The organism is Azospirillum formosense, from assembly GCF_013340925.1.
GTDB lineage: Bacteria > Pseudomonadota > Alphaproteobacteria > Azospirillales > Azospirillaceae > Azospirillum > Azospirillum formosense.
This window is the reverse complement of the sequence record NZ_WHOR01000028.1, coordinates 1-21,103: the sequence shown is the minus strand read 5'-3', so window position 1 is coordinate 21,103 and position 21,103 is coordinate 1. Positions and strand designations below refer to the sequence as shown.

The window sequence follows — 21,103 nt, the reverse complement described above, 5'->3', positions numbered from 1 at the left end:
AAGCCGAAAACGGCTTAGCGGTACTCGACCTTGCCGGCCTCCGGACCCTTCTGGCCCTGGCGGACGGTCACGCGCACCTGATCGCCTTCCTGGAGCGACTGCATGCCGGAGCGACGCAGAACGTTCACATGGACGAAGACGTCCTTGCCACCGGTGCTCGGCGTGATGAAGCCGAAGCCCTTGTCGGCGTTGAACCACTTGACGGTGCCGTCGACCTCTTCGCCGCCGCCGGCGTCGTTGCCCCAGCCGCCGCGGTCGTAACCGCCGCCGCCGCCGCCGTAGCCGCCACGGTCATAGCCGCCGCCGCCAAAGCCGCCGCCGCCCGCGCGGGCCGGACGGGCCGGCGCACGGGATGCGGTGGACGTGTCCACGGATTGAATGGAAGCAACCTGCGGACCCTTGGGGCCGCGGGCGAGGTCGCAAACGATGGTGGCGCCTTCGTCGAGCGCGTCATAGCCGGCGGCCTGAACCGCGGAGACGTGCAGGAAAGCGTCGGGCGAACCGTCCTCGGGTGACACGAAGCCGAACCCCTTGGTGGGGTTGAACCACTTAACAGTGGCGGTAACGTTGGCCTTGGTGATCTCGGGAGCGCGGTAGCCCTGGCGGGGCGGGCGGTCGAACATGTGTCTTCAAGCTCATAGAGGATGCCGAATTATCTTTGTCACAGGGTACGAGCCATCCGTCAAGCACGCCAAAGGCCAGACGACCCTTCCTGCGACATTCGGCCAGGGGGAAATCCGCCCGTTCGGAAGGGGTGCCGGTCCCGAAGGCACCCGTTGCCGCCCACGGGGGACTCCGGGTGTCTTCCCCCGCCCCGGCGCTGGGAGGGAAGGTGTTTCTTTCGCCAATTGAACAGGTTAGGACATCTTCCACACGTTTCGGAAGAGGACGGGCCGCATACCGGGGCAGGCCCCGCAAACGCCGCGCGCATACGCCCGTGACAAAATCCCGACATGGTTGTCTTCCGCCAAGGGTCATAGAGGCGACAGCCACTCCCCCAGCTTCGTCCAGCGCCGCCGCCCCTGGACCCCACGCACCGCCATGGCGAGCGCGCGGCGCTGGCCGAGCATGATGACCAGCCGTTTGCCCCGCGTCACGCCGGTATAGATCAGGTTGCGGTGGAGCATCGTGTAATGCTGGGTCACCACCGGGATGATGACCACCGGGTATTCGGAGCCTTGGCTTTTGTGAATCGTCGTCGCATAGGCGAGGACGATCTCGTCCAATTCTCCAAAATCATAGGTCACCGGACGACCGTCGAAGGTCGCGGTCAACGCTCCTTCTTCGGCATCGACGGCGGATACGATGCCGAGGTCGCCGTTGTAGACCTCCTTGTCGTAGTTGTTCTCGACCTGCATGACCTTGTCGCCGGGACCGAAGGTCCAGCCGAATCGCTCGACTCGGGACTCGCCCGGCGGGTTCAGCACCCTCTGCAATTCGATGTTCAGAGACCGCGCGCCGAGACCGCCGCGATTCATCGGGCAGAGGATCTGCACGTCGCGCACCGGGTCGGCGCCGAACCGGCGGGGAATGCGGTCGCGCACCATCTCGATCAGCTTCGCCACCCCGGCCTCCGGAGTCGCCGCCTCGACGAAGTAGAAGTCGCTGTCCTCCCCGGCCTTCGGCGTCTCCGGCATCTGGCCGGCGTTGATGCGGTGGGCGTTGACGATGATGCGGCTGGTCGCCGCCTGCCGGAATATCTCGGTCAGCCGCACCACCGGCACCGCGCCGGAGGCGATCACATCGCCCAGCACCTGCCCCGGCCCGACCGAGGGCAGCTGGTCCACGTCGCCGACCAGCAGGAGGGCGGCCCGCCCCGGCACGGCGCGCAGCAGGGCGTTCATCAGCGGCACGTCGACCATGCTGGTCTCGTCCACCACCAGCAGGTCGCAGTCCAGCGGGTTGGTCTCGTCGCGCTTGAAGCCGCCGGCCTGCGGGTCGGTCTCCAGCAGGCGGTGGATGGTCCGCGCCTCCAGGCCGGTGCTCTCGCTCAGCCGCTTGGCGGCACGCCCCGTCGGGGCGGCCAGCGCGATCGACACGCCCTTGGCCTTCAGCATGGTCAGGATGCTGTTCACCAGCGTCGTCTTGCCGACCCCCGGACCGCCGGTGATGACCAGCAGCTTCGACGTCGCCGCCTGGCGCAGCGCCTCCCGCTGCCCCTCGGCCAGCGTGATCCCGGCCTTCGCCTCCACCCAGGGAATGGCCTTCTCCGCGTCGATCTCCGGCCAGGGCACGGGGCCGCCGGCCAGCCGGCGCAGCCGCTCGGCGATGGCCCGCTCCGCCCGGTGCAGGCTCGCCAGGAACAGGCAGGGCTCGCCGCCCAGGCTGTCGGCGACCAACGCGCCGTCCTGCCGCTCCAGCTCCGCCGCGGTCTCCAGGATGGAGGCGTCGATCTCCAGCAGCTTCACGGCCATGGGGATCAGCTCGGCCACCGGCACGCCGCAATGGCCCTGGTCCGTCGCTTCGGCCAGCGCGAAGGCGACGCCGGCCCGCGCCCGGATCATCGCGGTCTTCTCGATGCCCAGCCGGGCGGCCACCGCGTCCGCCGTCTTGAAGCCGATGCCGCGGATGTCGCGGGCCAGCCGGTACGGGTTCTCGGTGATGAGGCGGATGGCGTCCGGCCCGTAGGTCTTGAAGATGCGCACCGCGCGCGAGGTGCCGACCCCGTGGCTGTGCAGGAAGATCATGATCTCGCGGATCACTTTCTGGTCGGCCCAGCCGGCGATGATGCGCTGCGCCCGCTTCGGCCCGATGCCGGTGACCTGCCGCAACCGGTCCGGCTCCTGCTCGATCACGTCGAACACCGCCTCGCCGAAGGCCTTGACCATCTTCTTGGCGTAGACCGGCCCGATGCCGCGGATCAGGCCGGAGCCGAGATACTTCTCGATCCCCTCCACCGTGGTCGGCGGGGTGGCACGCAGGAAGTCGGCCTTGAACTGGAGACCGTGGTTGCGGTCGTTCACCCACGCCCCGCTGGCCTGCACGAACTCCCCCGCGCCGATGGTGGCGGCGTGGCCGACCAGCGTGACGAGGTCGCGCTGCCCGCGCACCTTCAGCCGCAGCACGCAGAATCCCGTCTCCGGGCTGTGGAAGGTCACCCGCTCCACCAGACCCGACAGCGGTTCCCGCGGGGGTCCCGCCGCGGTGGAGGCATCGCCGGATATGCTCATGCCACCCAACATAGGCGCTGGCGGGCCTTTGGGGGAGTTCCCCGCGCAACCGCCGCAGCGCGGCAATTCGCCAGGACAATTCCGGGGAAGACCGCGGCGCCGCGAATGTGTACCTTGTCGCGCGAAACCCGCGCCGGACACCGGACCGAACGGACCGCCCGGCGCGGGATTGCGGTGAAAAGACGTCAGCCAAAGAACGACAAACCGAAAAACCGCGGTGTCTACGACTTCGGAAGGAAAGAGCAGCAATGGTGACGGAACGCATTCAGGTTGGCGGCTTGCAAGTTGCCACGGAGCTTCACCGCTTCATCGAGAACGAAGCCCTGCCGGGCACCGGCGTGACGCCGGAGCAATTCTGGTCGGGCCTTGACGCGATCCTCCACGATCTGGCCCCGCGCAACCGCGCGCTGCTGGCCAAGCGGGACGCGCTCCAGGCCCAGATCGACGAATGGTACCGCAGCCGCCGCGGCCAGCCGCTGGACCGCGCCGCCCACACCGAATTCCTCAAGGAGATCGGCTATCTCCTGCCGGAAGGCCCGGACTTCGCCGTGACGACCGAGAACGTCGATCCGGAGATCTCCACGACCGCCGGCCCGCAGCTCGTCGTGCCGGTGATGAACGCCCGCTACGCGCTGAACGCCGCCAACGCCCGCTGGGGCAGCCTGTACGACGCGCTCTACGGCACCGACGCCATCCCCGACACGGACGGGGCGGAGCGCACCGCCGGCTACAACCCGAAGCGCGGCGAGAAGGTCATCGCCTTCGCCCGCGACGTGCTGGACCGCGCCGCCCCGCTGTCCGACGGGTCGCACGCCGACGCCGCCGGCTACACGGTGGACAACGGCCGCCTCGTCGTCGCGCTGAAGGACGGCCGCAGCACGGGTCTGGCCGAGCCGGAGCGTCTGGTCGGCTACAACGGCGCGCCGTCCGCCCCGACCGCCATCCTGCTGGCCGACAACGGCCTGCACATGGAAATCCGCATCGACCGCAGCCACCCGATCGGCAAGACCGACGCGGCGGGCGTCGCCGACCTCGTCCTCGAATCCGCCCTGACCACCATCCAGGACTGCGAGGATTCCGTCGCCGCCGTGGATGCCGAGGACAAGGTGCTGGCCTACCGCAACTGGCTGGGCCTGATGACCGGCACCCTGACCGCCAGCTTCCCCAAGGGCAGCGGCACGGTGGAGCGCCGGCTGAACCCCGACCGCAGCTACACCAGCCGCAACGGCGAGACGATCACCCTGCCGGGCCGCAGCCTGATGCTGATCCGCAACGTCGGTCACCTGATGACCAACAGCGCGGTCCTGCTCAAGGACGGCAGCGAGGCGCCGGAAGGCATCCTCGACGGCATGATCACCTCGCTGATCGCGCTGCACGACGTCAAGGGCGCCCGTCTCAACAGCCGCGCCGGCTCGGTCTACATCGTGAAGCCGAAGATGCACGGGCCGGAGGAGGTCGCCTTCGCGGACGAGCTGTTCGCCCGCGTCGAGGACGCGCTGGGCATCGCGCGCAACACGCTGAAGATGGGCATCATGGATGAGGAACGCCGCACCACGGTGAACCTCAAGGAGTGCATCCGCGCCGCGGCGGCGCGCGTGGTGTTCATCAACACCGGCTTCCTCGACCGCACCGGCGACGAGATGCACACCGCCATGGAAGCCGGCCCGATGATCCGCAAGAACGACATGAAGTCGTCCGCCTGGATCAAGGCCTACGAGGACTGGAACGTGGACACCGGCCTGCTCTGCGGGCTGAAGGGTCACGCCCAGATCGGCAAGGGCATGTGGGCGATGCCCGACCGCATGGCCGACATGCTGGCCGCCAAGGTCGCCCACCCGCAGGCCGGCGCCAACACGGCCTGGGTGCCCTCGCCCACCGCGGCCACGCTGCACGCCCTGCACTACCATCAGGTCAACGTCGCCGCCCGCCAGGAGGAGCTGGCCCGCCGCGAGCGCGCCAGCCTGGACGCCATCCTGACCATCCCGCTGGCCGACCGCCCCAACTGGTCGGAGGAGGAGATCCAGCAGGAGCTGGACAACAACGCCCAGGGCATCCTCGGCTACGTCGTGCGCTGGATCGACCAGGGCGTCGGCTGCTCGAAGGTGCCGGACATCAACAACGTCGGGCTGATGGAGGACCGCGCCACGCTGCGCATCTCCAGCCAGCACATCGCCAACTGGCTGCTCCACGGCATCACCACCGAGGCGCAGGTCATGGAGACGATGAAGCGCATGGCCGCCGTGGTGGACAAGCAGAACGCCGGCGATCCGCTCTACAGCCCGATGGCCGCCGACTTCGACGGCAGCGTCGCCTTCCAGGCCGCCTGCGATCTGGTCTTCAAGGGCCGCGAGCAGCCGAACGGCTACACCGAGCCGGTGCTGCACCGCCGCCGCATCGAGGCCAAGGCGAAGGCCGCCGGCTGAGCCGACACGCCATCCGGCGCGCATCGAAGGCCCTTCCCCTCGCGGGGAAGGGCCTTTTTCTTTGCCCGCTCGCAACAAAATAACCAAAACGAGGAAACGAAATCAGGATCATCCGTTAAAGATATTCGAATACTGCTCCCTCAAAAAATCCGCTGACGCAATACAATGCCGCATCAATCGCCACATCGTTCTCCAAAATCAAATCTACGCACACTCACAAACCGCGACCTATGAAGGTCATATTCTTATTGAAAGCGCGCATCAGGGCTTCGCAATAGGATCAACGGCAAGCTTGCTTTCATTGACCATTATATGAATTGTCCAATCAAATCGTCATCTGGCTGCGACTCAGCCTCGGCACTGTGTGGAATGGAGCATTGCTATGAATTTCTTTCACGCCATGACCATAAAGCGAAAGGCAACGCTGGTATCGCTGTTTGTTTTTATCGTCATGGCGATCGCAACGGTCTTCGTCGGGAAAGAAATGTCGCTGCAGGAGCGTCACCTGTCCCATGTCCGCCAGACCGCTGACGAGGTGAGCCGCAAGCTCGTGCCGCTGAGCGAGTTGATCGCCAACATCCGTTACGATGTGGCGCAGGTGCAGCAATGGTTGACCGACGTGTCCGCGACCCGCGGGCTGGACGGGCTGGACGACGGGCCGGCCAAGGCGGAGGAGTACGCAAAGGCATTCGCCCTGCATGCTGGGGACGCCCACACCATCGCGCGCGAACTGGGCCTGACAGAATTGGTCCAAAGCATCGCCGCCACCCGCACCGCCTTCCCCCCCTTCTACGAGCTGGGCCAGCGCATGTCCCGCGCCTATGTCGACGGCGGCCCGTCGGCGGGGAACGCCATGATGGGACAATTCGACGCGGTCGCCGAGAGCATGGACCAGGAGATGGAACGGCTTCTCTCCACGATGGAGCAGGTCCGTGGGGAGCGCCTGAGCGGCCTGGACGCGGCGGTGACCGACATCGAGTCCTCCGCCGCCACGCTGAAGGCCCTGCTGATGGCTGCGTCGACGGTGACGCTGTCTCTCATCGCCGCCTCAATCGTCTTCCTGCGGCGGGCGGTGGTCGGGCCGATCGACCGGATGCGGTCGACCATGACCGGCATGGCTTCCGGCGACCTGCGGGTGGAGGTCGGGTTCGAGGGGCGCGGCGACGAAATCGGCCAGATGGCCGATGCCCTGCGCGTCTTCCGTGAAGCCGGCCTGGAGAACGAACGCCTGCGCGCCGAACAGGAACATGCCCGCGCGGCCGGGGAAGAAGAGCGGCGCCACGCCCTGGCCACCATGGCCGACACGGTGGAGCGTGAAACCCGCGCCGCCGTGGAGCAGGTGGCCAGGCACGCCGGACAGATGGCCAGCAACGCCGAAGCGATGGCCGCTTCCGCCGGAATGGTCAGCGACAACGCCCAGAACGTCGCCGCCTCGGCAAGCCAGGCGCTGTCCAATGCCCAGACCGTCGCCGCGGCGGCCAACGAGCTGTCGGCCTCGATCCGCGAGATCGGGCGTCAGGTGACGGCCTCGGCATCGGTGACCGGACAGGCCGTGGAGAAGGCCGGTTCCGCCAGCGCGATCATCGGCCATCTGTGGGAGGCGGTGGAGCGCATCGGCGCGGTTGCCCGCCTGATCGGCGACATCGCCAGCCGGACGAACCTGCTGGCGCTGAACGCCACCATCGAGGCGGCGCGGGCCGGGGACGCCGGCAAGGGCTTCGCCGTCGTGGCGCAGGAGGTCAAGAACCTGGCCAACCAGACCGCCCGCTCCACCGAGGAGATCGCCACGCTGATCACCGACGTGCAGTCGGTCACCAAGCAGGCCGTGGAGCGGGTGGGCGAGGTTGCCGCGACCATCGACCAGGTTTCCGACATCTCCTCCTCCATCGCCGCCGCGGTCGAGGAGCAGGACGCCGCCACCCGGGAGATTGCCCGCACGGTCAACGAGACCAGCCACGCCGCCCATGAGGTGTCCAGCCGCATCGCGCTGGTGTCCGAAGAGGCCAATCTGACTGGCGAGCGGGCCGGCGGCATGCGCGCCGTCGCCGGGGACGTGGCTCGGAGCATCGACGACCTGCAGAGCATCCTGGTGCGCGTGGTCCGCACCGCGACCAGCGACGTCGACCGCCGCCGCCAGCCCCGCTTCCAGGTCGACCTGCCCTGCACCATCGACGGCGCCGGCGCCGGTACCGGCAGCAAGGCGCGGGTCGCCAACCTGTCGACCGGCGGCGCGATGATCGTGGATGCGCCGATGATGACGGTGGGCACCCCCGGCACCCTGCGCGCCCCGGGCCTGTCCCGCCCCGTGCCCTTCACGGTAAACTCCTGCGAGCCGGGACAGTTGCAGGTGAAGTTCAGCCTGACGGAGGCCGAGCAGCCGGCGCTGGACCGCGATCTGGCGACCCTGACGCGGGGAATGACGCCGGACCGCAGCGCGGCGTGACACGCGAGACGACCGGCCCTTGGCCACCGCGGCAAGGGCCGGCCGTCCGGCAGGATGGCATAGCCCGGATATGGCGAAGGCCGGAAACCCGTCTGGGTTCCGGCCTTCGAGGATGGTGGGCGCGACAGGGATTGAACCTGTGACCCCTACGATGTCAACGTAGTGCTCTCCCGCTGAGCTACGCGCCCATCCGTGTCGCCGGTCGGTTCGGGGTTCGGCATCCGTCTTGCGTCCCGTCCGGCGTGGGCGTGGGGTGTACCATCATCCCGGAGGTCTGGCAAGCCCGGATTTCACTTTTTTGCCGCCCAACACGAACCGCGTCCGATTTTTCCGCCGAGGGGGCGCACCGCGCCTCACATCTGTCGGGACGCGAGCGGGACGGTGCGTGACAGAGCCGCCCGGGTCCACTACATCACATGCCATGGATGCTTCCGTCGACCCCGCCACACCGGAGCCGGCCTTCGAACTTCTGGCCCCGGACGAACAGACCAAGCCGCTGGTGCTGGCCTCGCCGCACAGCGGCAACCGCTATCCGGCCGAATTCCTGGCGGCGGCACGGCTCGACCCGCGCGCGCTGCGCAAATCGGAAGACTGCTTCGTCGATGAGATCTTCGCCGGAGCCCCGGCGCTGGGCATACCGCTGATCCGCGCGCTGTTTCCCCGCGCCTTCCTGGACGTCAACCGCGAAGCCTACGAGCTGGACCCGGAGATGTTCGCGGACTCATTACCCCCCTACGTCAACACCCGCTCGCCGCGCGTGGCCGCCGGACTGGGCACCATCGCACGGGTGGTCGCCAACGGGGAGGACATCTACCGCGGCAAGCTGCGCTTTTCCGAAGCGGTGCGGCGGGTGGAGCAGTGCTACACGCCCTACCACAACGCGTTGCGCCGTCTCATCGAGGACACGCGCGCCCGCTTCGGCCACGCGGTGCTGATCGACTGCCACTCCATGCCCTCCCCCGGGCTGGGCGACCGCGACAACCGGCGCAGCGACATCGTGCTGGGGGATTGCTTCGGCAATTCCTGCGCCCCTGCGGTCACCGAGACGGCGGAGCGCTTCCTGCGTGGTCTGGGCTACACGGTCAGCCGCAACGCGCCCTATGCGGGCGGCCACACCACCCGCCATTATGGACGCCCGCGCCAAGGCATCCACGCGCTCCAGATCGAAATCAGCCGCGACCTCTACATGGACGAGGCCACGCTGTCGCGCCTGCCCTTCCTGACGGTCCTGACCCGACACATGCACGAGCTGGTGGACAACATCGCCCACCTGCCGCCCGGCCCCCTTGCCCCGCGGTGAGACGCGCACAAAAAAAGGCCGGGGCAAAGGCCCCGGCCCGAGTCTAGGGAGGAAACGCCCAAGAAGTGCGTTACGGCACCGCCCGCGTCGCAGACACGATCGATACCGCACTGCACAATATGATGAAGCCCCGGACAGGGATCAAGAGGGAAAATGTTTTTTCATGTCATTCAATGGCTTAACCAAAGTTAAGACAAAGCGCGGGTGTAGCGCAAACAGCCGTTTATGCTGCATTGCACACAGAATTCCGGCCCTTCTCCCGCACAATCTGGGGCTGGCGGCACGCCCGCCAACCCACCCCGGTCCTTCGGCATAACCCATTCGACCGATAGGGAACCAACCCTTCATAAGGTCGTTTTTCCCCTGCGCGTCTCGGGGTGCGCCCCGCCACGCGCCATTCGGCCGCCTTTCGACGCGGCCGTCCGGTACCGGAGAACCATCCACGTGAGCAGACTGGTCGTCGTATCCAACCGAGTCGCCCCCATCGATGAAGGCAAACAGGCCGCCGGGGGCCTCGCCGTGGCCGTGCTGGCCGCGCTGAAGAAGACCGGCGGCATCTGGTTCGGCTGGAGCGGGGCGGTGGTCGAGGAGGAGTCGCAGAGCGAACCCCGGCGCACCGACGTCGGACGCCTGACCTACGCCACGCTGGACCTCAGCCGCCGCGACTTCGAGGAATATTACAACGGCTTCGCCAACCAGACCCTGTGGCCGCTGTTCCACTACCGCGTGGGCCTGATCGAGGTCAGCCGCCGCACGCGCGAAGGATACAAGCGGGTCAACGGCTATTTCGCGGAGAAGCTGGCCCCGCTGCTGCAGCCCGACGACATGGTTTGGGTCCACGACTACCACCTGATTCCCTTCGGCGAGGAGTTGCGCCAGCGCGGCTGCACCCAGCGTATGGGCTTCTTCCTGCACACGCCCTTTCCCGCTCCGGAGATCCTGGTGGCCCTGCCGAACCACCGGGAGCTGATCCGCGAGCTGTGTGCCTACGACCTCGTCGGCTTCCACACCCAGATGGACCTGCGCAGCTTCGTCGACTACATCCGGCAGGAGCTGGACGGCGAGGTGGAGGACCGCGGCCCCGAGGGCGGCATGCTGATCCACGCCTTCGGCCGCACGCTGCTGGCCCGCGCCTTCCCCATCAGCATCGACACCGACAATCTCGTGAGCATCGCCGAGACCGCCGTGCGTTCCCGTCACACCGAGCGGCTGAAGGAAAGCCTCGTCGGGCGGCGGTTGATCATCGGGGTCGACCGGCTGGACTATTCGAAGGGCCTGCCGCAGCGCTTCCAGGCCTTCGAGCAGCTTCTGGCGGCCTATCCGGAGCATTGCAACCGCGTCTCCTTCCTCCAGGTGGCGCCGCCGAGCCGGGAGGACGTGCCCGAGTACATCGCCATCAAGCGCGAGCTGTCGGAGCTGTCCGGCCGAATCAACGGGCGCTTCGCCGAATTCGACTGGGTGCCCATCCGCTACCTGAACAAGAGCTTCGGGCGGCGCGTGCTGGCCGGCTTCTACCGCACCGCCCATGTCGGGCTGGTCACCCCGCTGCGCGACGGCATGAATCTCGTCGCCAAGGAGTATGTCGCTTGCCAGGACGCCGACGATCCCGGCGTGCTGGTGCTGTCCACCTTCGCCGGGGCCGCGCGGGAACTCGATTCGGCGCTGATCGTCAACCCCTTCGACATCGAGGCGGTGGCCGACGCTCTCCAGCGGGCCCTGACCATGCCGCTGCCCGAGCGCAAGGAGCGCCACGCCGCGATGATGCGCATCCTGCGCAGCCACGACATCGGCTGGTGGCGGGAAAGCTACGTCGATGCCTTGACGCGCGCGCCGTACGGGTGAAACTGACTTCATGACCGCAGACCACACCACCACAGACCGCACCGCCGATTCCGGCCCTATCACCCTGGTCGCCGACATCGGCGCCACCAACGCCCGCTTCGGCCTGATCGACGGCACGGGCATCCACGGGTCGCGCGTGCTGCGCTGCGCCGACTTCCCCTCCCTGGAGGCGGCGGCGCTGGCCTATCTCGGCGGCGTGGCGCACGACGCCCGGCCCAGCCGCGGCGCCTTCGCCATCGCCGGGCCGGTGACCGGCGACGAAGTGCTGATGACCAACCGCGGCTGGTCCTTCTCCACGGCCGAGGTGCGCGGCCGGCTGGGGCTGGAGCGGCTGGCCGTCATCAACGACTTCACCGCCGTCGCCCTGTCGGTGCCCCGCCTCACCGCCGCCGATGTGCGCCAGGTGGGCGAAGGAGCGCCGGTGCCAGGCCGCGTCGTCGGCGTGGTCGGGCCGGGCAGCGGGTTGGGCGTGTCGGGGCTGGTGCCCGGCCCCCAGGGCTGGACCGCGTTGGCGGCGGAGGGCGGCCACGTCACCATGGCGCCGGTCAGCGACCGCGAGAGCGCCGTGCTGGCCCAGCTCCGCAAGAGCTTCGACCATGTCTCGGCGGAGCGGGTGCTGTCCGGGCCGGGTCTGGTCAACCTCTATCAGGCGCTGTGCGTCCTCGACCACCAGGAGCCGGAACCCTTCACCCCGGCCCAGGTGTCGGACGCGGCGACCGCCAACACCAACCCGCATTGCGTGGAGGCGGTGGAGATGTTCTGCGCGATGCTCGGCACCGTGGCGGGCAACCTTGCGCTGACGCTGGGGGCGCGCGGCGGCATCTACATCGCGGGCGGCATCGTGCCCAAGCTGGGCACCCTGTTCACCCACTCCCGCTTCCGCAAGCGCTTCATGGAGAAGGGGCGGATGCGCGACTTCCTGGCCCCCATCCCGACCTACGTCATCACCCACGAACTTCCCGCCTTCCTCGGTCTGGCCGAAGCCGCGGAGCGGGCGTAGCGGCGCTCAGGCCGTCAGGCGCGAGGCGGCCAGCTTCAGGTCGGCCAGGAAGGTCGGTTGCTCGGCAAGCTGGCCGCGCAGGATGTAGCTGGGGTGGAAGGTCGCCACCACCTCCGCCCCCGGCACGAGACGGCAGGGCTGGACGGTGCCGCGGAGCTGCATGATCCCGTTCAGCCCGGTCAGCGCCCACAGCGGCGTGCGGCCCAGCGCGACGATGACGCGGGGGGCGAAGCCCTCCAGCGTCCGCTGCAGATGCTCGATCTCGCCGGAGAATTCCGCCAGCACCCAGTCGGAGGTGCCGAACGGCCCCCAGCGCTCGTCCAGCGCCCGCCCTTCCTTCTTCGCGCGGGTGCGGGAGGCGAAGAAATGCCCCACCTTGTTGCCCGGCGGCTGGTGGCGGAAGACGTTGGCGACGAGGCATTCCGCCCGCTCCACGCCAACGGCCTTCAGCGTCTCGTCGAGAAGCTGGCCGCTGCGCCCGACGAAGGGCACGCCCCGCCGGGCCTCCTCCGCGCCCGGCGCCTCTCCCACGATGGCGAGGCGCGGCCCGGCGCCGGTCTTCGTGGGCTGCTGATAGTCGGCGAAGGGCAGGTCCGTCATGCGCGCGTCCAGGGCTGGTCGTGAGGCTTGCCGCCGCGAGGCTTCGGCCCCAGCATTGTTCGAAACAAGGAGTTCGAACCAACAACACCGGAGGACGCAAGATGGCGACACAACAGGAACTGGCGGGAAAGAACTGCGAACCCTGCCGCGGCGGCATCCCCCCGATGGACCGCGCCATGGCGGAGACCTATCTGGTGCAGGTGCCCGGCTGGTCGATCAAGCCGAACCCCGACCGGCTGGAGCGCGACTACCGCTTCTCCAACTTCCGCGAGGCGCAGCATTTCGCGATGCGCGTCGGCGACCTCTGCGAGGCGGAAGGCCACCACGCCGAGATCCTCTACGGCTGGGGCCATTGCACCGTCACCTTCTGGACGCACAAGATCAAGGGCCTGCACGAGAACGACTTCATCATGGCCGCCAAGGTCGAAGGGCTGATGGACGAACCCTACGCCCCGGTGTCGGAATCCATGGGCGACGTCTCCCCCACCGTGCGGCACGGGTGATTTCCACCCTTCCCCTCAACTTTTTCCCTCTCCCCTCCGGGGAGAGGGTTAGGGTGAGGGAAACCAGCCCGCGAGACAGACCATGCCCAACGCCCAGCCCGCCGTCATCCAATGGGGCCTGTCCAGCTACAGCGGCTGGGGCGTCAACGGGCTGCAACTGGCGCTGAGCTGGACGCGCAGCGGGCGGCTGGTGCCGGTCTGCTCGCTGCCGCCGCGTCTGGAGGACATCGCGCTGTCCCCGCTGGAATGGCGGCGCATGGCCGGCTTCGTCCGCGAGTCCGAGGCGCTCTGCCGGCAGATCGCGCCCCACGCGGGGCAGGAGGTCGGGGTGTCGGTGCCGGTGCTGCGCGGGCTCGGCAACAACCTCGTCGGCAGCCGGTCGGTGGAGGGCGTGACCCTGAAAGGCCAGCCCACCGTCGGCGTCTGCTATCTGGAGGATTCCACCATCGACGCGGAGGGCCGGGCGCGGGCGGAGCAGTGCGCGGCCATCGTCGCCGGGTCGAGCTTCGTCGAGCGGGTGCTGACCGGCGCCGGCATCGGGCGGGTGCGCACGGTCCTGCAAGGCGTCGATCCCACCCATTTCCACCCGGCGCCCAAAGTCGGCTGGTTCAGGGACCGCTTCGTGGTCTTCTCCGGCGGCAAGCCGGAGTTCCGCAAGGGGCAGGACCTCGCCCTGCTCGGCTTCCGCGCCTTCGCCGAGCGCCATCCGGAGGCGCTGCTGCTGACCGCCTGGCACAACCCCTGGCCGGAGAGCGCCCGCTCGCTGGAGGCCAACCCCGCCGTGGCGCCGGTCCGCTTCCACGAGAACGGGCAGTTCGACGGCGCGGGCTGGGCCGCCGCCAATGGCTTGCGCGCCGATCAGGTGATGGACCTCGGCCCGGTGCCCAACGCCGACATGGCCCGCATCCTGCGCGAGGTCGACGTCGGCCTGTTCCCCAATCGAGGCGAGGGCGGGACCAACCTCGTCGCCATGGAATGCATGGCCTGCGGCGTGCCGGCCATCCTGTCGGCCAACACCGGGCATCTCGACCTGATCGGGGCGGATCGCTGCGTGCCGCTGACCCGGCAGAGCGCCATCCGGACCGACTTCGGCACCGACGGCTGGGGCGAGAGCGACGTGGAGGAGATCGTCGCAACGCTGGAAGGGCTGTGGGCCGACCGCACCCGCGCCGCGGCCATCGGGCGGGCGGGCGCCGCCTTCCTGGCCGGGCTGACCTGGGACCGCTACGCGGACGGTGTGGCCGACGTCGTTGAGTCGGTGCTGTAGCGCCTACAGCGCCTTCACCGCCGCCAGCAACCGCTCCACCTCCGCCTCGTCGTTGTAATAGTGCGGAGAGGCGCGGACGACCTCGGTCAGGCCGCGGGCGTCCATGTCGAAGGGGGTCGAGGGTGCGGAGGATACCGACAGGTTGATCCCCTGCCCGCGCAGCGCGGCCTTGATGGCGCGCGGGTCGTGGCCGTCCACCGTGAAGGTGACGATGGCGCAGCGTTCCGCCCCGAGATCGCGCACCGTCACGCCGGGAAGCGCGTCCAGACCGTGCCGCAGCCTGTCCGCCAGCGCGAAGGCGCGGTCGCGGATCGCCTCAAGCCCCCAGGACAGCGCGTAATCCACCGCCACCCCCAGACCGAGCCGGGCTGCAATGTTGCTCTCCCACAGCTCGAAGCGGCGGGCGTCGGGGCGCATGGTGTAGCGGTCCGGCCCGGCCAGCGCACCGCCGCTGTGGTCGAGCGTGTACGGCTCGATGCGGTCGAGCCACGCCTTGCGCACATAGAGGAAGCCGGTGCCCCGCGGCGCGCGCAGGAATTTGCGCCCGGTCGCCGACAGGAAGTCGCAGCCCAGCGCCTCGACGTCCACCGGCATCTGGCCCACCGTCTGGCAGGCGTCGAGCAGATAGGGGATGCCGTGCCGCCGCGCCACCCGCCCGATGGCGGCCGCCGGGTTGACCAAGCCGCCGTTGGTCGGGATATGGGTGATGGCGATCAGCTTGACCGCCCCCTTCCCCGGCTCCGCGATCATCGCCTCCAGCGCTTCGACGGAGGTCTGGCCGGTCTCGTCGCTGGGGATCACCTCGACCGCCACGCCGGTGCGCCGGGAGGCTTGCAGGAAGGGGATCAGGTTGGCGGCGTATTCGGCGCGCGCCGTCAGGATGCGGTCGCCGGGCCGGAAGCCTTCCCCCGGCAGGGCGGCCAGCGCGTTGAAGGCCATGCCCCAGGCCGCCGTCGCGTTCTCCGCCAGGGCCACCTCCTCCCGCGAGCAGGCGAGAAGGCGGGCCACGGAGTCGTAGACGCCCTCCAGCCGGCCGTTGGCGTGCTCGGCCGCCTCGTAGCCGCCGATGGTGGCCTCCAGCGCCAGATGCGCGGTCACGGCGTCCAGCACCGGCTGCGGCGGCAGGGCGGCCCCGGCGTTGTTGAGATGAACGACGTGCCGGGTTCCCGGCGTCTCCGCGCGGGCGCGCGCGATGTCGATGGTCATGCGGTTTCCCCTGCCCTGCCGCTTGCGGCGGCTAATTTTGTTCGCCGATGTGGACGGCGAGCCAGACGGTCGGGGCCGCGGGATCGGTCCAGGCCACGCGATGCCGCCGCTTGGCGGGGATCATCATCCAGTCACCGGGTCCGAGAGTCCGTTCGGCCTCGCCCTCAAGCTGCAGCCGGGCGGCGCCCTGGAAGACGAGCACGAACTCGTCCCAGCCCTGATCGTACCAGAAGCCGTCGGGGGACGCCTGACCGGTGGACAGGATGCGTTCGATGCGCACCGTCCCCGACGACGCAGCTTCCGTCAAGGTCGCGAAAATCTCGCCCGGCAAGGAACCGGATGGCAGGCCCGCCAGCAGGTTGCCGGCCGGGACGGTCATCCCCAGAGTTCGGGGGCCGGCGGACACAGCGTGCCGCCGTCGTAATGCAGGGCCGGCGTGCGGTCCTCGGCCAGAAGCAGCGGCCCGTCGAGGTCGACGTAGCGCGCGCCCTGGGCCAGCAGCACGGCCGGCGCCATGGCGAGCGAGGTGGCGACCATGCAGCCGACCATGATGTCGAAGCCGGCCTCCTGCGCCGCCTGCTTCAGCAGCAGCGCCTCGGTCAGGCCGCCGGTCTTGTCCAGCTTGATGTTCACCACCCGGTAGATGCCCTTCAGCCGGTCGAGCGAGTCCAGCCCGTGGCAGGATTCGTCGGCGCCCAGCGGCACCGGGCAGTCGATGCCGCGCAGCGCCTCGTCCTCGCCGGCGGGCAGCGGCTGCTCGATCAGTTCCACCCCCAGATCGGCCAGCACCGGGGCGAAGCGGTGGAGCATCTCCAGCGTCCAGGCCTCGTTGGCATCGACGATCAGGCGGGTGGTTGGGGCGGCCTCGCGCACCGCGCGCACGCGGTCGAGGTCGCCCTCCCCGGTCAGCTTCATCTTCAGCAGCGGATGGTCCGCCGCCCGCGCCTTGGCGGAGGCAGCCATCGCCGCGGGCTCGTCCACGCTCAGCGTGTAGCAGGTGGTCAGCTTCCTCGGCGCGTCGGGCAAGCCGGCGAGCCGCCATGCCGGTTTGCCCGCCTGTTTGGCCTCAAGGTCCCACAGCGCGCAATCCAGCGCGTTGCGCGCGGCCCCCGGCGGCAGAAGGGTGCGCAGCCGCTCGCGGTCCAGCCCGTCCGCCACCGCCCCGGCCAGGGACTCCAGCGTCCTGACGGTCTCGTCCAGCGTTTCCCCGTATCGGGCGTAGGGCACGCATTCCCCACGGCCCCGCTTGCAGGATTCAACCACCTCGGCGACCACGACCTCGGCCTCGGTCTTGGCGCCGCGCGATATGCGGAAGGTCCCCGCGATGGGGAAGGTATCGCGGCGGACATAAAGACGGCGGGCGGTGGACGACATGAAACTCTCCAGCAACGCGGCGGACCCGAAGTGTAAGCAAACCCGCCGCGATGACCAGAGCAGGGTGCGAATGCCAGCCTTACCCGTGAAGCCCGGCGCCGTTCATTCCTATTCGCCCACCCATGCCGGCGGTTGCAGGCGCCTGCTGCTGGCGCGGGTCCGGGTCCTGCACGATCACCCCGTACCAGCCCAGCCCCTTGTAGGTTTCGTAACCCGGCGTCAGCGCGTAGCCGTAGGTGCGTCCGGACCCGTCGGCGTAATGGCCCATGCTCTCGCCGCTGCGGCGGAGCTGGACGGTCTCGCTGAGGATGCCGCGCCCGTCGGACGAGGCGATCACCCGGTGCCGCGCGTCGAGCAGAAGGCAGCGCGAGCGGGAGCGCTCCTCGTCCTCCAGCCGCACGCCCTGGACGACGGCGGCGGCCTGGGGTTCCCAGTCGAAGAAGATGCCCAGCACGCCGATGGGATCGCCATCCGCCTCGCCGCCGCGCCGGATCGCGGTGGCGTAGGTGGCGACCACGCGGTCCTCCAGGCGGCCGTTGCGCGACACGTCGCCCACCGTGAACTCGCCGCCGTTGCGCGTGGCCAGCGCCTGACGGAACCACCCCTCGTCCCCCACGCGGGCGCCCTGGGCGCCGGGGTAGCGGCCGGGACGGCCGGTGGCGATCACCTCCCCCTTCAGGTCGGCGATCCACAGGTCGAGATAGACGGTGTAGGACTCCAGAATGACGCTCAGCCGGTGCGAAGCGTGCTGGCGGTTCACCTCCGTCGGGTCGGCGGCGCAGTCCACCACCGCGCTGTCGGTCGCCCACCAGCGCACGTCGCAGGACCGCTCGTACAGGTTCCGGTCGATGATCTCGATCATGTTCAGCGACAGGTCGGCCAGACGCCGCCCGTGCATCTCCTGCACCATGGCGCTGCCGGTGGTGGTCAGGTGATCGACGCGCGAGACGATCTCCGACCGCAGCTCCTTGGTGATGGTGTTCACCTGCTTGGAAATCTCGGAAACCTCGTTCGCGACAACCGCGAACCCGCGCCCGGCGTCGCCGGCCCGCGACGCCTCGATCAAGGCGTTCATCGCCAGCATCTTGGTGCGGCGGGTGATGTCTTCGATCAAAGACACTTTCCGGGAAGCGACATCCAGGACGCCTCGGGAAAGCTCGAACAGTTCGTTTCCGGCCACACTCATCCCGAACACCTCTGTGAGTTTGGGTGGGATATCTTTTTTAGACGTCTAACCATCAAACGCTGTGCCAAACGCCCTTTCGGAACCATCGGAACGCGCAAAGCCGCGGAACGCCTGCGTTTAGGGGCGGCGCTCCGGGTTCAGCCTCAACGTTTCTGAGATGTCAGTTTCGAAATTGTGATGAATTCGGCGTCATATTGGAGTTCGAACAATCACACGCGGCACCGCCCTCGCTGCGCCGCACCCCGCGCACCGCGTGCGCCGCAACAAAAGCACCGGTTTCTCCTAAAAAATGAGGCAAAAGGTCGCACGACCCCCGTCCGCCGCTCCGGCGCTGCTCAGCATACAAGCAAACGCCCAGCGGCTGACCAATGCCTAACGTATAAGCAAGCGCAAAATCCGGGACAAGCAAGCGGCGGATCGCGCAAGACCGCGTCAGGCGACCTTGTGCATCTCATCGAGGAAAAGCTGCACCTCGCGGGTCAGGCGATCGGCTTGGACGCTCATCCGCTCCGACGCGGCGAACACCTCGTGGGCCGTGCCGCTGGTCCGCTCGGCGGCGGTGGTGACGTCCTGGATGTCCACAGTGACGGCGCGGGTGCCGGCGGCGGCCTGATCCATGTTGCTGACGATCGAACGGATCGCCGAGCCCTGCTGCCCGATGCCCGCGGCGATGCCGCCGGCGATCTGGTTGATGTCCTGGATGGTATGTCCGATGCCGACGATGGAGGCGACCGCCACGTCGGTGGAGGACTGGATGCCGGCGATCTGCCCGGCGATGTCGCCGGTGGCCTTGGCGGTCTGGTCGGCCAGCCGCTTGACCTCCTGCGCCACGACGGCGAAGCCCTTGCCGGCCTCGCCGGCGCGGGCCGCCTCGATGGTGGCGTTGAGCGCCAGCAGGTTGGTCTGGCTGGCGATGTCGTTGATCAGGGTGACCACCTCGCCCACCGTCTTGGCGGCGCCCGACAGCTCGGCGATCAGCGCGTTGGAGCGCTCGGCCTCGCCCGCCGCGTTGGCGGCGACCTTGGCGACCTCCTCCACCTGCCGGGCGATCTCCCGGATCGACGCCGACAGCTCCTCCGTCGCGACGGCGACGCTGCCGACGGAGGAGCCGGTCTGCGACGCGGCGGCGGCCACCGAGGAGGCCTTGCCGGTGGCGGTCTGGGCGTCGGTCTCCATGGTGCGGGCCGACATCTCCAACTGGTGGGCGGTGCCGGAGACCTGTTCGCACACCGCGCGGATCTGCGTCTCGAAGCGGTCGGTCACCCCGGCGAAGCCCTTCACCTTGGCGGCGATGGCGTCGGTGGCGGTGTTGATGGTGCGCGACGCGTGCAGGAAATTGCCCTGCATGCCCTTCAGCACGATCCGCCGGAAATACTTGTTGGCCGACACGTAGCTCATCGAGGCGGTGGCTTCGCGGATGAAGGCGTCGGTGCGGTCGATCGAGTCGTTCAGGGCGTGCATCAGCTCGCCGAGGTCGCCCTTCTCCCGCACGTTGACGACCCGCGCCTCGAAGTCGCCGCGCGACACCGCCTGGCAGACGGCCACCGCCTGCCCCACCGCGGCGCGGGCGCGCACCATGCACAGCATGACGCCGGCCAGCGCGGCCAGGGCCGCGGCCCCGATCCCGATGCGCAGCGGCGCGCCGCCGACGCCCAGCGCGTCGGTCACCAACAGCGCTGCGACGAGCAGCGCGGCGACCGCCCCCAGGCCGAACGCCTTAGAGAGAGAAGACGAATTCGTCATACCCGATCCCCTTCTCCGTCAGCAGCCCGACAACGGTGGCGAAGGCCTCGTTCATGCCCTGCTTGCGGTCTTCATGGCGGTTTTCGATGTCCAGGAGCGTGCGGTAGAGCGGCACCACCTTGTCGATGGCGCTGCGGTCCGGCACCCGGCGCGACGAGTGGTAGCCGACGAGCCGGCCGTTGACGTCGTAGCTGGGGGTGACGTGGGCGAAGACCCAATAATGGTCGCCGTTGCGCGCCCGGTTCACGACGTAGGCGAAGATCTCCTGCCCCGCCCCCAGCGTGTCCCACAGCAGCTTGAACACGCAGCGCGGCATGTCCGGGTGGCGGACGATGGAGTGAGGAGCGCCCATCAGCTCCGCCTCGCTGTAGCCGGCGACGCGCTGGAACACACGGTTGGCGTAGGTGATCCGGCCCTTCAGGTCGGTCTTGGAAACGATGACCTCGTCGGCGTCGAAGAACCGCTCGACCCCGGTCAACGTCCGGTCGCGGGGGCCGGGACTGAGAACAGCGCTGTGTGCCATGTGCCTGCGGTCGCGGGCCGAGAGCCCGGCGCCCCCTTGTTGGTTCGCGGTCGGTTACAGGGCGTACATCTCCCCATCCGCGCGTTCCCGTCGGGCACTGGCGGACGCCGCAAAATAAAGACCATGCAGGTTATACAAAAGATTAAATTTGTTGCTGGACGGAAATATGATTCAGCTCAACCGTCCGCCCGGCATCGCTCAATCGGTGACCGGGCGCAACATTGTGGCGTCGCCTTACTCCGGCGGCCTCACTCCGGTGGATAGGGAACGGTCAGCAACCGGCCGATGGGCGGGTTCTCGACGATGGCCGTCATGCCGTCCGGCCAGCGCACCTCCAGCCGCTCCACAGCGCGGGCGGTGCCCAGCCCGAAATGGGCCACCGGCTCCATCTGGCAGAGATAGCCCGAGCCGGCGCAGACGGACCGCACCTGCCGCCGCCCGTTGGCCGTGCAGGTGACCACGGCGCCGCGCGCCGGCGCGCCGTAGGGGGTCAGCGGCAGCACGCGCAGCCACCCGTTGTGGT

The 21,103-nt window shown here is 68.8% G+C and carries 16 protein-coding genes, 1 tRNA gene and 1 pseudogene; 7 read left to right on the top strand and 11 right to left on the bottom strand.

The features are described from left to right. Window positions 1-14: 14 nt before the first annotated feature. A complete protein-coding gene (locus GBZ26_RS06180; RefSeq protein WP_174438080.1) occupies window positions 15-623 on the bottom strand; it encodes a cold-shock protein in 609 nt (202 codons plus the stop codon). A 351-nt stretch (window positions 624-974) separates the two neighbouring features. Continuing rightward, window positions 975-3,170: an SF1B family DNA helicase RecD2 gene (gene recD2 / locus GBZ26_RS06175; protein ID WP_211104605.1), complete on the bottom strand. Its 2,196-nt coding sequence runs from the start codon at window positions 3,168-3,170 to the stop codon at window positions 975-977. 251 nt (window positions 3,171-3,421) lie between these two features. On the opposite strand from recD2, the gene GBZ26_RS06170 reads away from it, so the two are divergent. Together GBZ26_RS06170 and GBZ26_RS06165 are read left to right on the top strand one after the other, a co-directional pair. Next, complete coding sequence (locus GBZ26_RS06170; protein ID WP_174438091.1) at window positions 3,422-5,593, top strand: malate synthase G; 2,172 nt, start codon at window positions 3,422-3,424, stop codon at window positions 5,591-5,593. A gap of 451 nt (window positions 5,594-6,044) precedes the next feature. Further along, window positions 6,045-8,036, top strand: a complete 1,992-nt coding sequence (locus GBZ26_RS06165; RefSeq protein ID WP_246653559.1) for a methyl-accepting chemotaxis protein — start codon at window positions 6,045-6,047, stop codon at window positions 8,034-8,036. A 113-nt stretch (window positions 8,037-8,149) separates the two neighbouring features. Here GBZ26_RS06165 and GBZ26_RS06160 read toward each other — a convergent pair. Next, window positions 8,150-8,224 (bottom strand) — tRNA-Val (locus GBZ26_RS06160). A 233-nt stretch (window positions 8,225-8,457) separates the two neighbouring features. Between GBZ26_RS06160 and GBZ26_RS06155 the strand changes: the two genes are divergently transcribed. The 3 genes from GBZ26_RS06155 to glk all read left to right on the top strand — a co-directional run bounded on the left by GBZ26_RS06155 (window position 8,458) and on the right by glk (window position 12,178). After that, window positions 8,458-9,336, top strand: a complete 879-nt coding sequence (locus GBZ26_RS06155; RefSeq protein WP_174438079.1) for an N-formylglutamate amidohydrolase — start codon at window positions 8,458-8,460, stop codon at window positions 9,334-9,336. A gap of 444 nt (window positions 9,337-9,780) precedes the next feature. Beyond that, on the top strand, window positions 9,781-11,178 hold the full coding sequence (gene otsA / locus GBZ26_RS06150) for an alpha,alpha-trehalose-phosphate synthase (UDP-forming) (RefSeq protein ID WP_174438078.1): 1,398 nt from the start codon (window positions 9,781-9,783) through the stop codon (window positions 11,176-11,178). A 10-nt stretch (window positions 11,179-11,188) separates the two neighbouring features. Then, the gene (gene glk, locus GBZ26_RS06145) at window positions 11,189-12,178 is read left to right on the top strand and encodes a glucokinase (protein WP_174438077.1); all 990 of its coding nucleotides are present in this window, start codon (window positions 11,189-11,191) and stop codon (window positions 12,176-12,178) included. A gap of 6 nt (window positions 12,179-12,184) precedes the next feature. On the opposite strand, the gene GBZ26_RS06140 is transcribed toward glk, so the two are convergent. Next, the gene (locus tag GBZ26_RS06140) at window positions 12,185-12,778 is read right to left on the bottom strand and encodes a uracil-DNA glycosylase (RefSeq protein ID WP_174438076.1); all 594 of its coding nucleotides are present in this window, start codon (window positions 12,776-12,778) and stop codon (window positions 12,185-12,187) included. Between the two features lie 101 nt (window positions 12,779-12,879). Between GBZ26_RS06140 and GBZ26_RS06135 the strand changes: the two genes are divergently transcribed. Then, entirely contained in the window at window positions 12,880-13,281 is a 402-nt protein-coding gene (locus GBZ26_RS06135) for a 4a-hydroxytetrahydrobiopterin dehydratase (protein ID WP_174438075.1), read from the top strand. A gap of 82 nt (window positions 13,282-13,363) precedes the next feature. Next, window positions 13,364-14,548, top strand: a complete 1,185-nt coding sequence (locus GBZ26_RS06130; RefSeq protein WP_174438074.1) for a glycosyltransferase family 4 protein — start codon at window positions 13,364-13,366, stop codon at window positions 14,546-14,548. A 3-nt stretch (window positions 14,549-14,551) separates the two neighbouring features. Here the strand turns inward: GBZ26_RS06130 and GBZ26_RS06125 are convergent, their stop codons facing one another. The 7 genes and pseudogenes from GBZ26_RS06125 to GBZ26_RS06095 form a co-directional block, all read right to left on the bottom strand. Further along, window positions 14,552-15,754, bottom strand: a complete 1,203-nt coding sequence (locus GBZ26_RS06125) for an aminotransferase class V-fold PLP-dependent enzyme (RefSeq protein ID WP_174438073.1) — start codon at window positions 15,752-15,754, stop codon at window positions 14,552-14,554. Window positions 15,755-15,785: 31 nt separating this feature from the next. After that, window positions 15,786-16,133: a cupin domain-containing protein gene (locus tag GBZ26_RS06120; RefSeq protein ID WP_174438072.1), complete on the bottom strand. Its 348-nt coding sequence runs from the start codon at window positions 16,131-16,133 to the stop codon at window positions 15,786-15,788. Further along, a complete protein-coding gene (gene dgcA, locus GBZ26_RS06115) occupies window positions 16,130-17,128 on the bottom strand; it encodes an N-acetyl-D-Glu racemase DgcA (protein WP_174438071.1) in 999 nt (332 codons plus the stop codon). Before dgcA ends, GBZ26_RS06120 begins: the two co-directional genes overlap by 4 nt. Before the next feature lie 79 nt (window positions 17,129-17,207). Further along, on the bottom strand, window positions 17,208-18,314 hold the full coding sequence (locus GBZ26_RS06110) for a methyl-accepting chemotaxis protein (RefSeq protein ID WP_035672141.1): 1,107 nt from the start codon (window positions 18,312-18,314) through the stop codon (window positions 17,208-17,210). A 432-nt stretch (window positions 18,315-18,746) separates the two neighbouring features. After that, window positions 18,747-19,238: pseudogene (locus tag GBZ26_RS30985) on the bottom strand (methyl-accepting chemotaxis protein); the annotation flags it as partial. A 793-nt stretch (window positions 19,239-20,031) separates the two neighbouring features. Beyond that, on the bottom strand, window positions 20,032-20,580 hold the full coding sequence (locus GBZ26_RS06100; RefSeq protein ID WP_051140137.1) for a PAS domain-containing protein: 549 nt from the start codon (window positions 20,578-20,580) through the stop codon (window positions 20,032-20,034). A gap of 248 nt (window positions 20,581-20,828) precedes the next feature. Beyond that, on the bottom strand, window positions 20,829-21,103 hold a 275-nt coding region (locus tag GBZ26_RS06095), incomplete at its 5' end, for an ASPIC/UnbV domain-containing protein (RefSeq protein ID WP_174438069.1).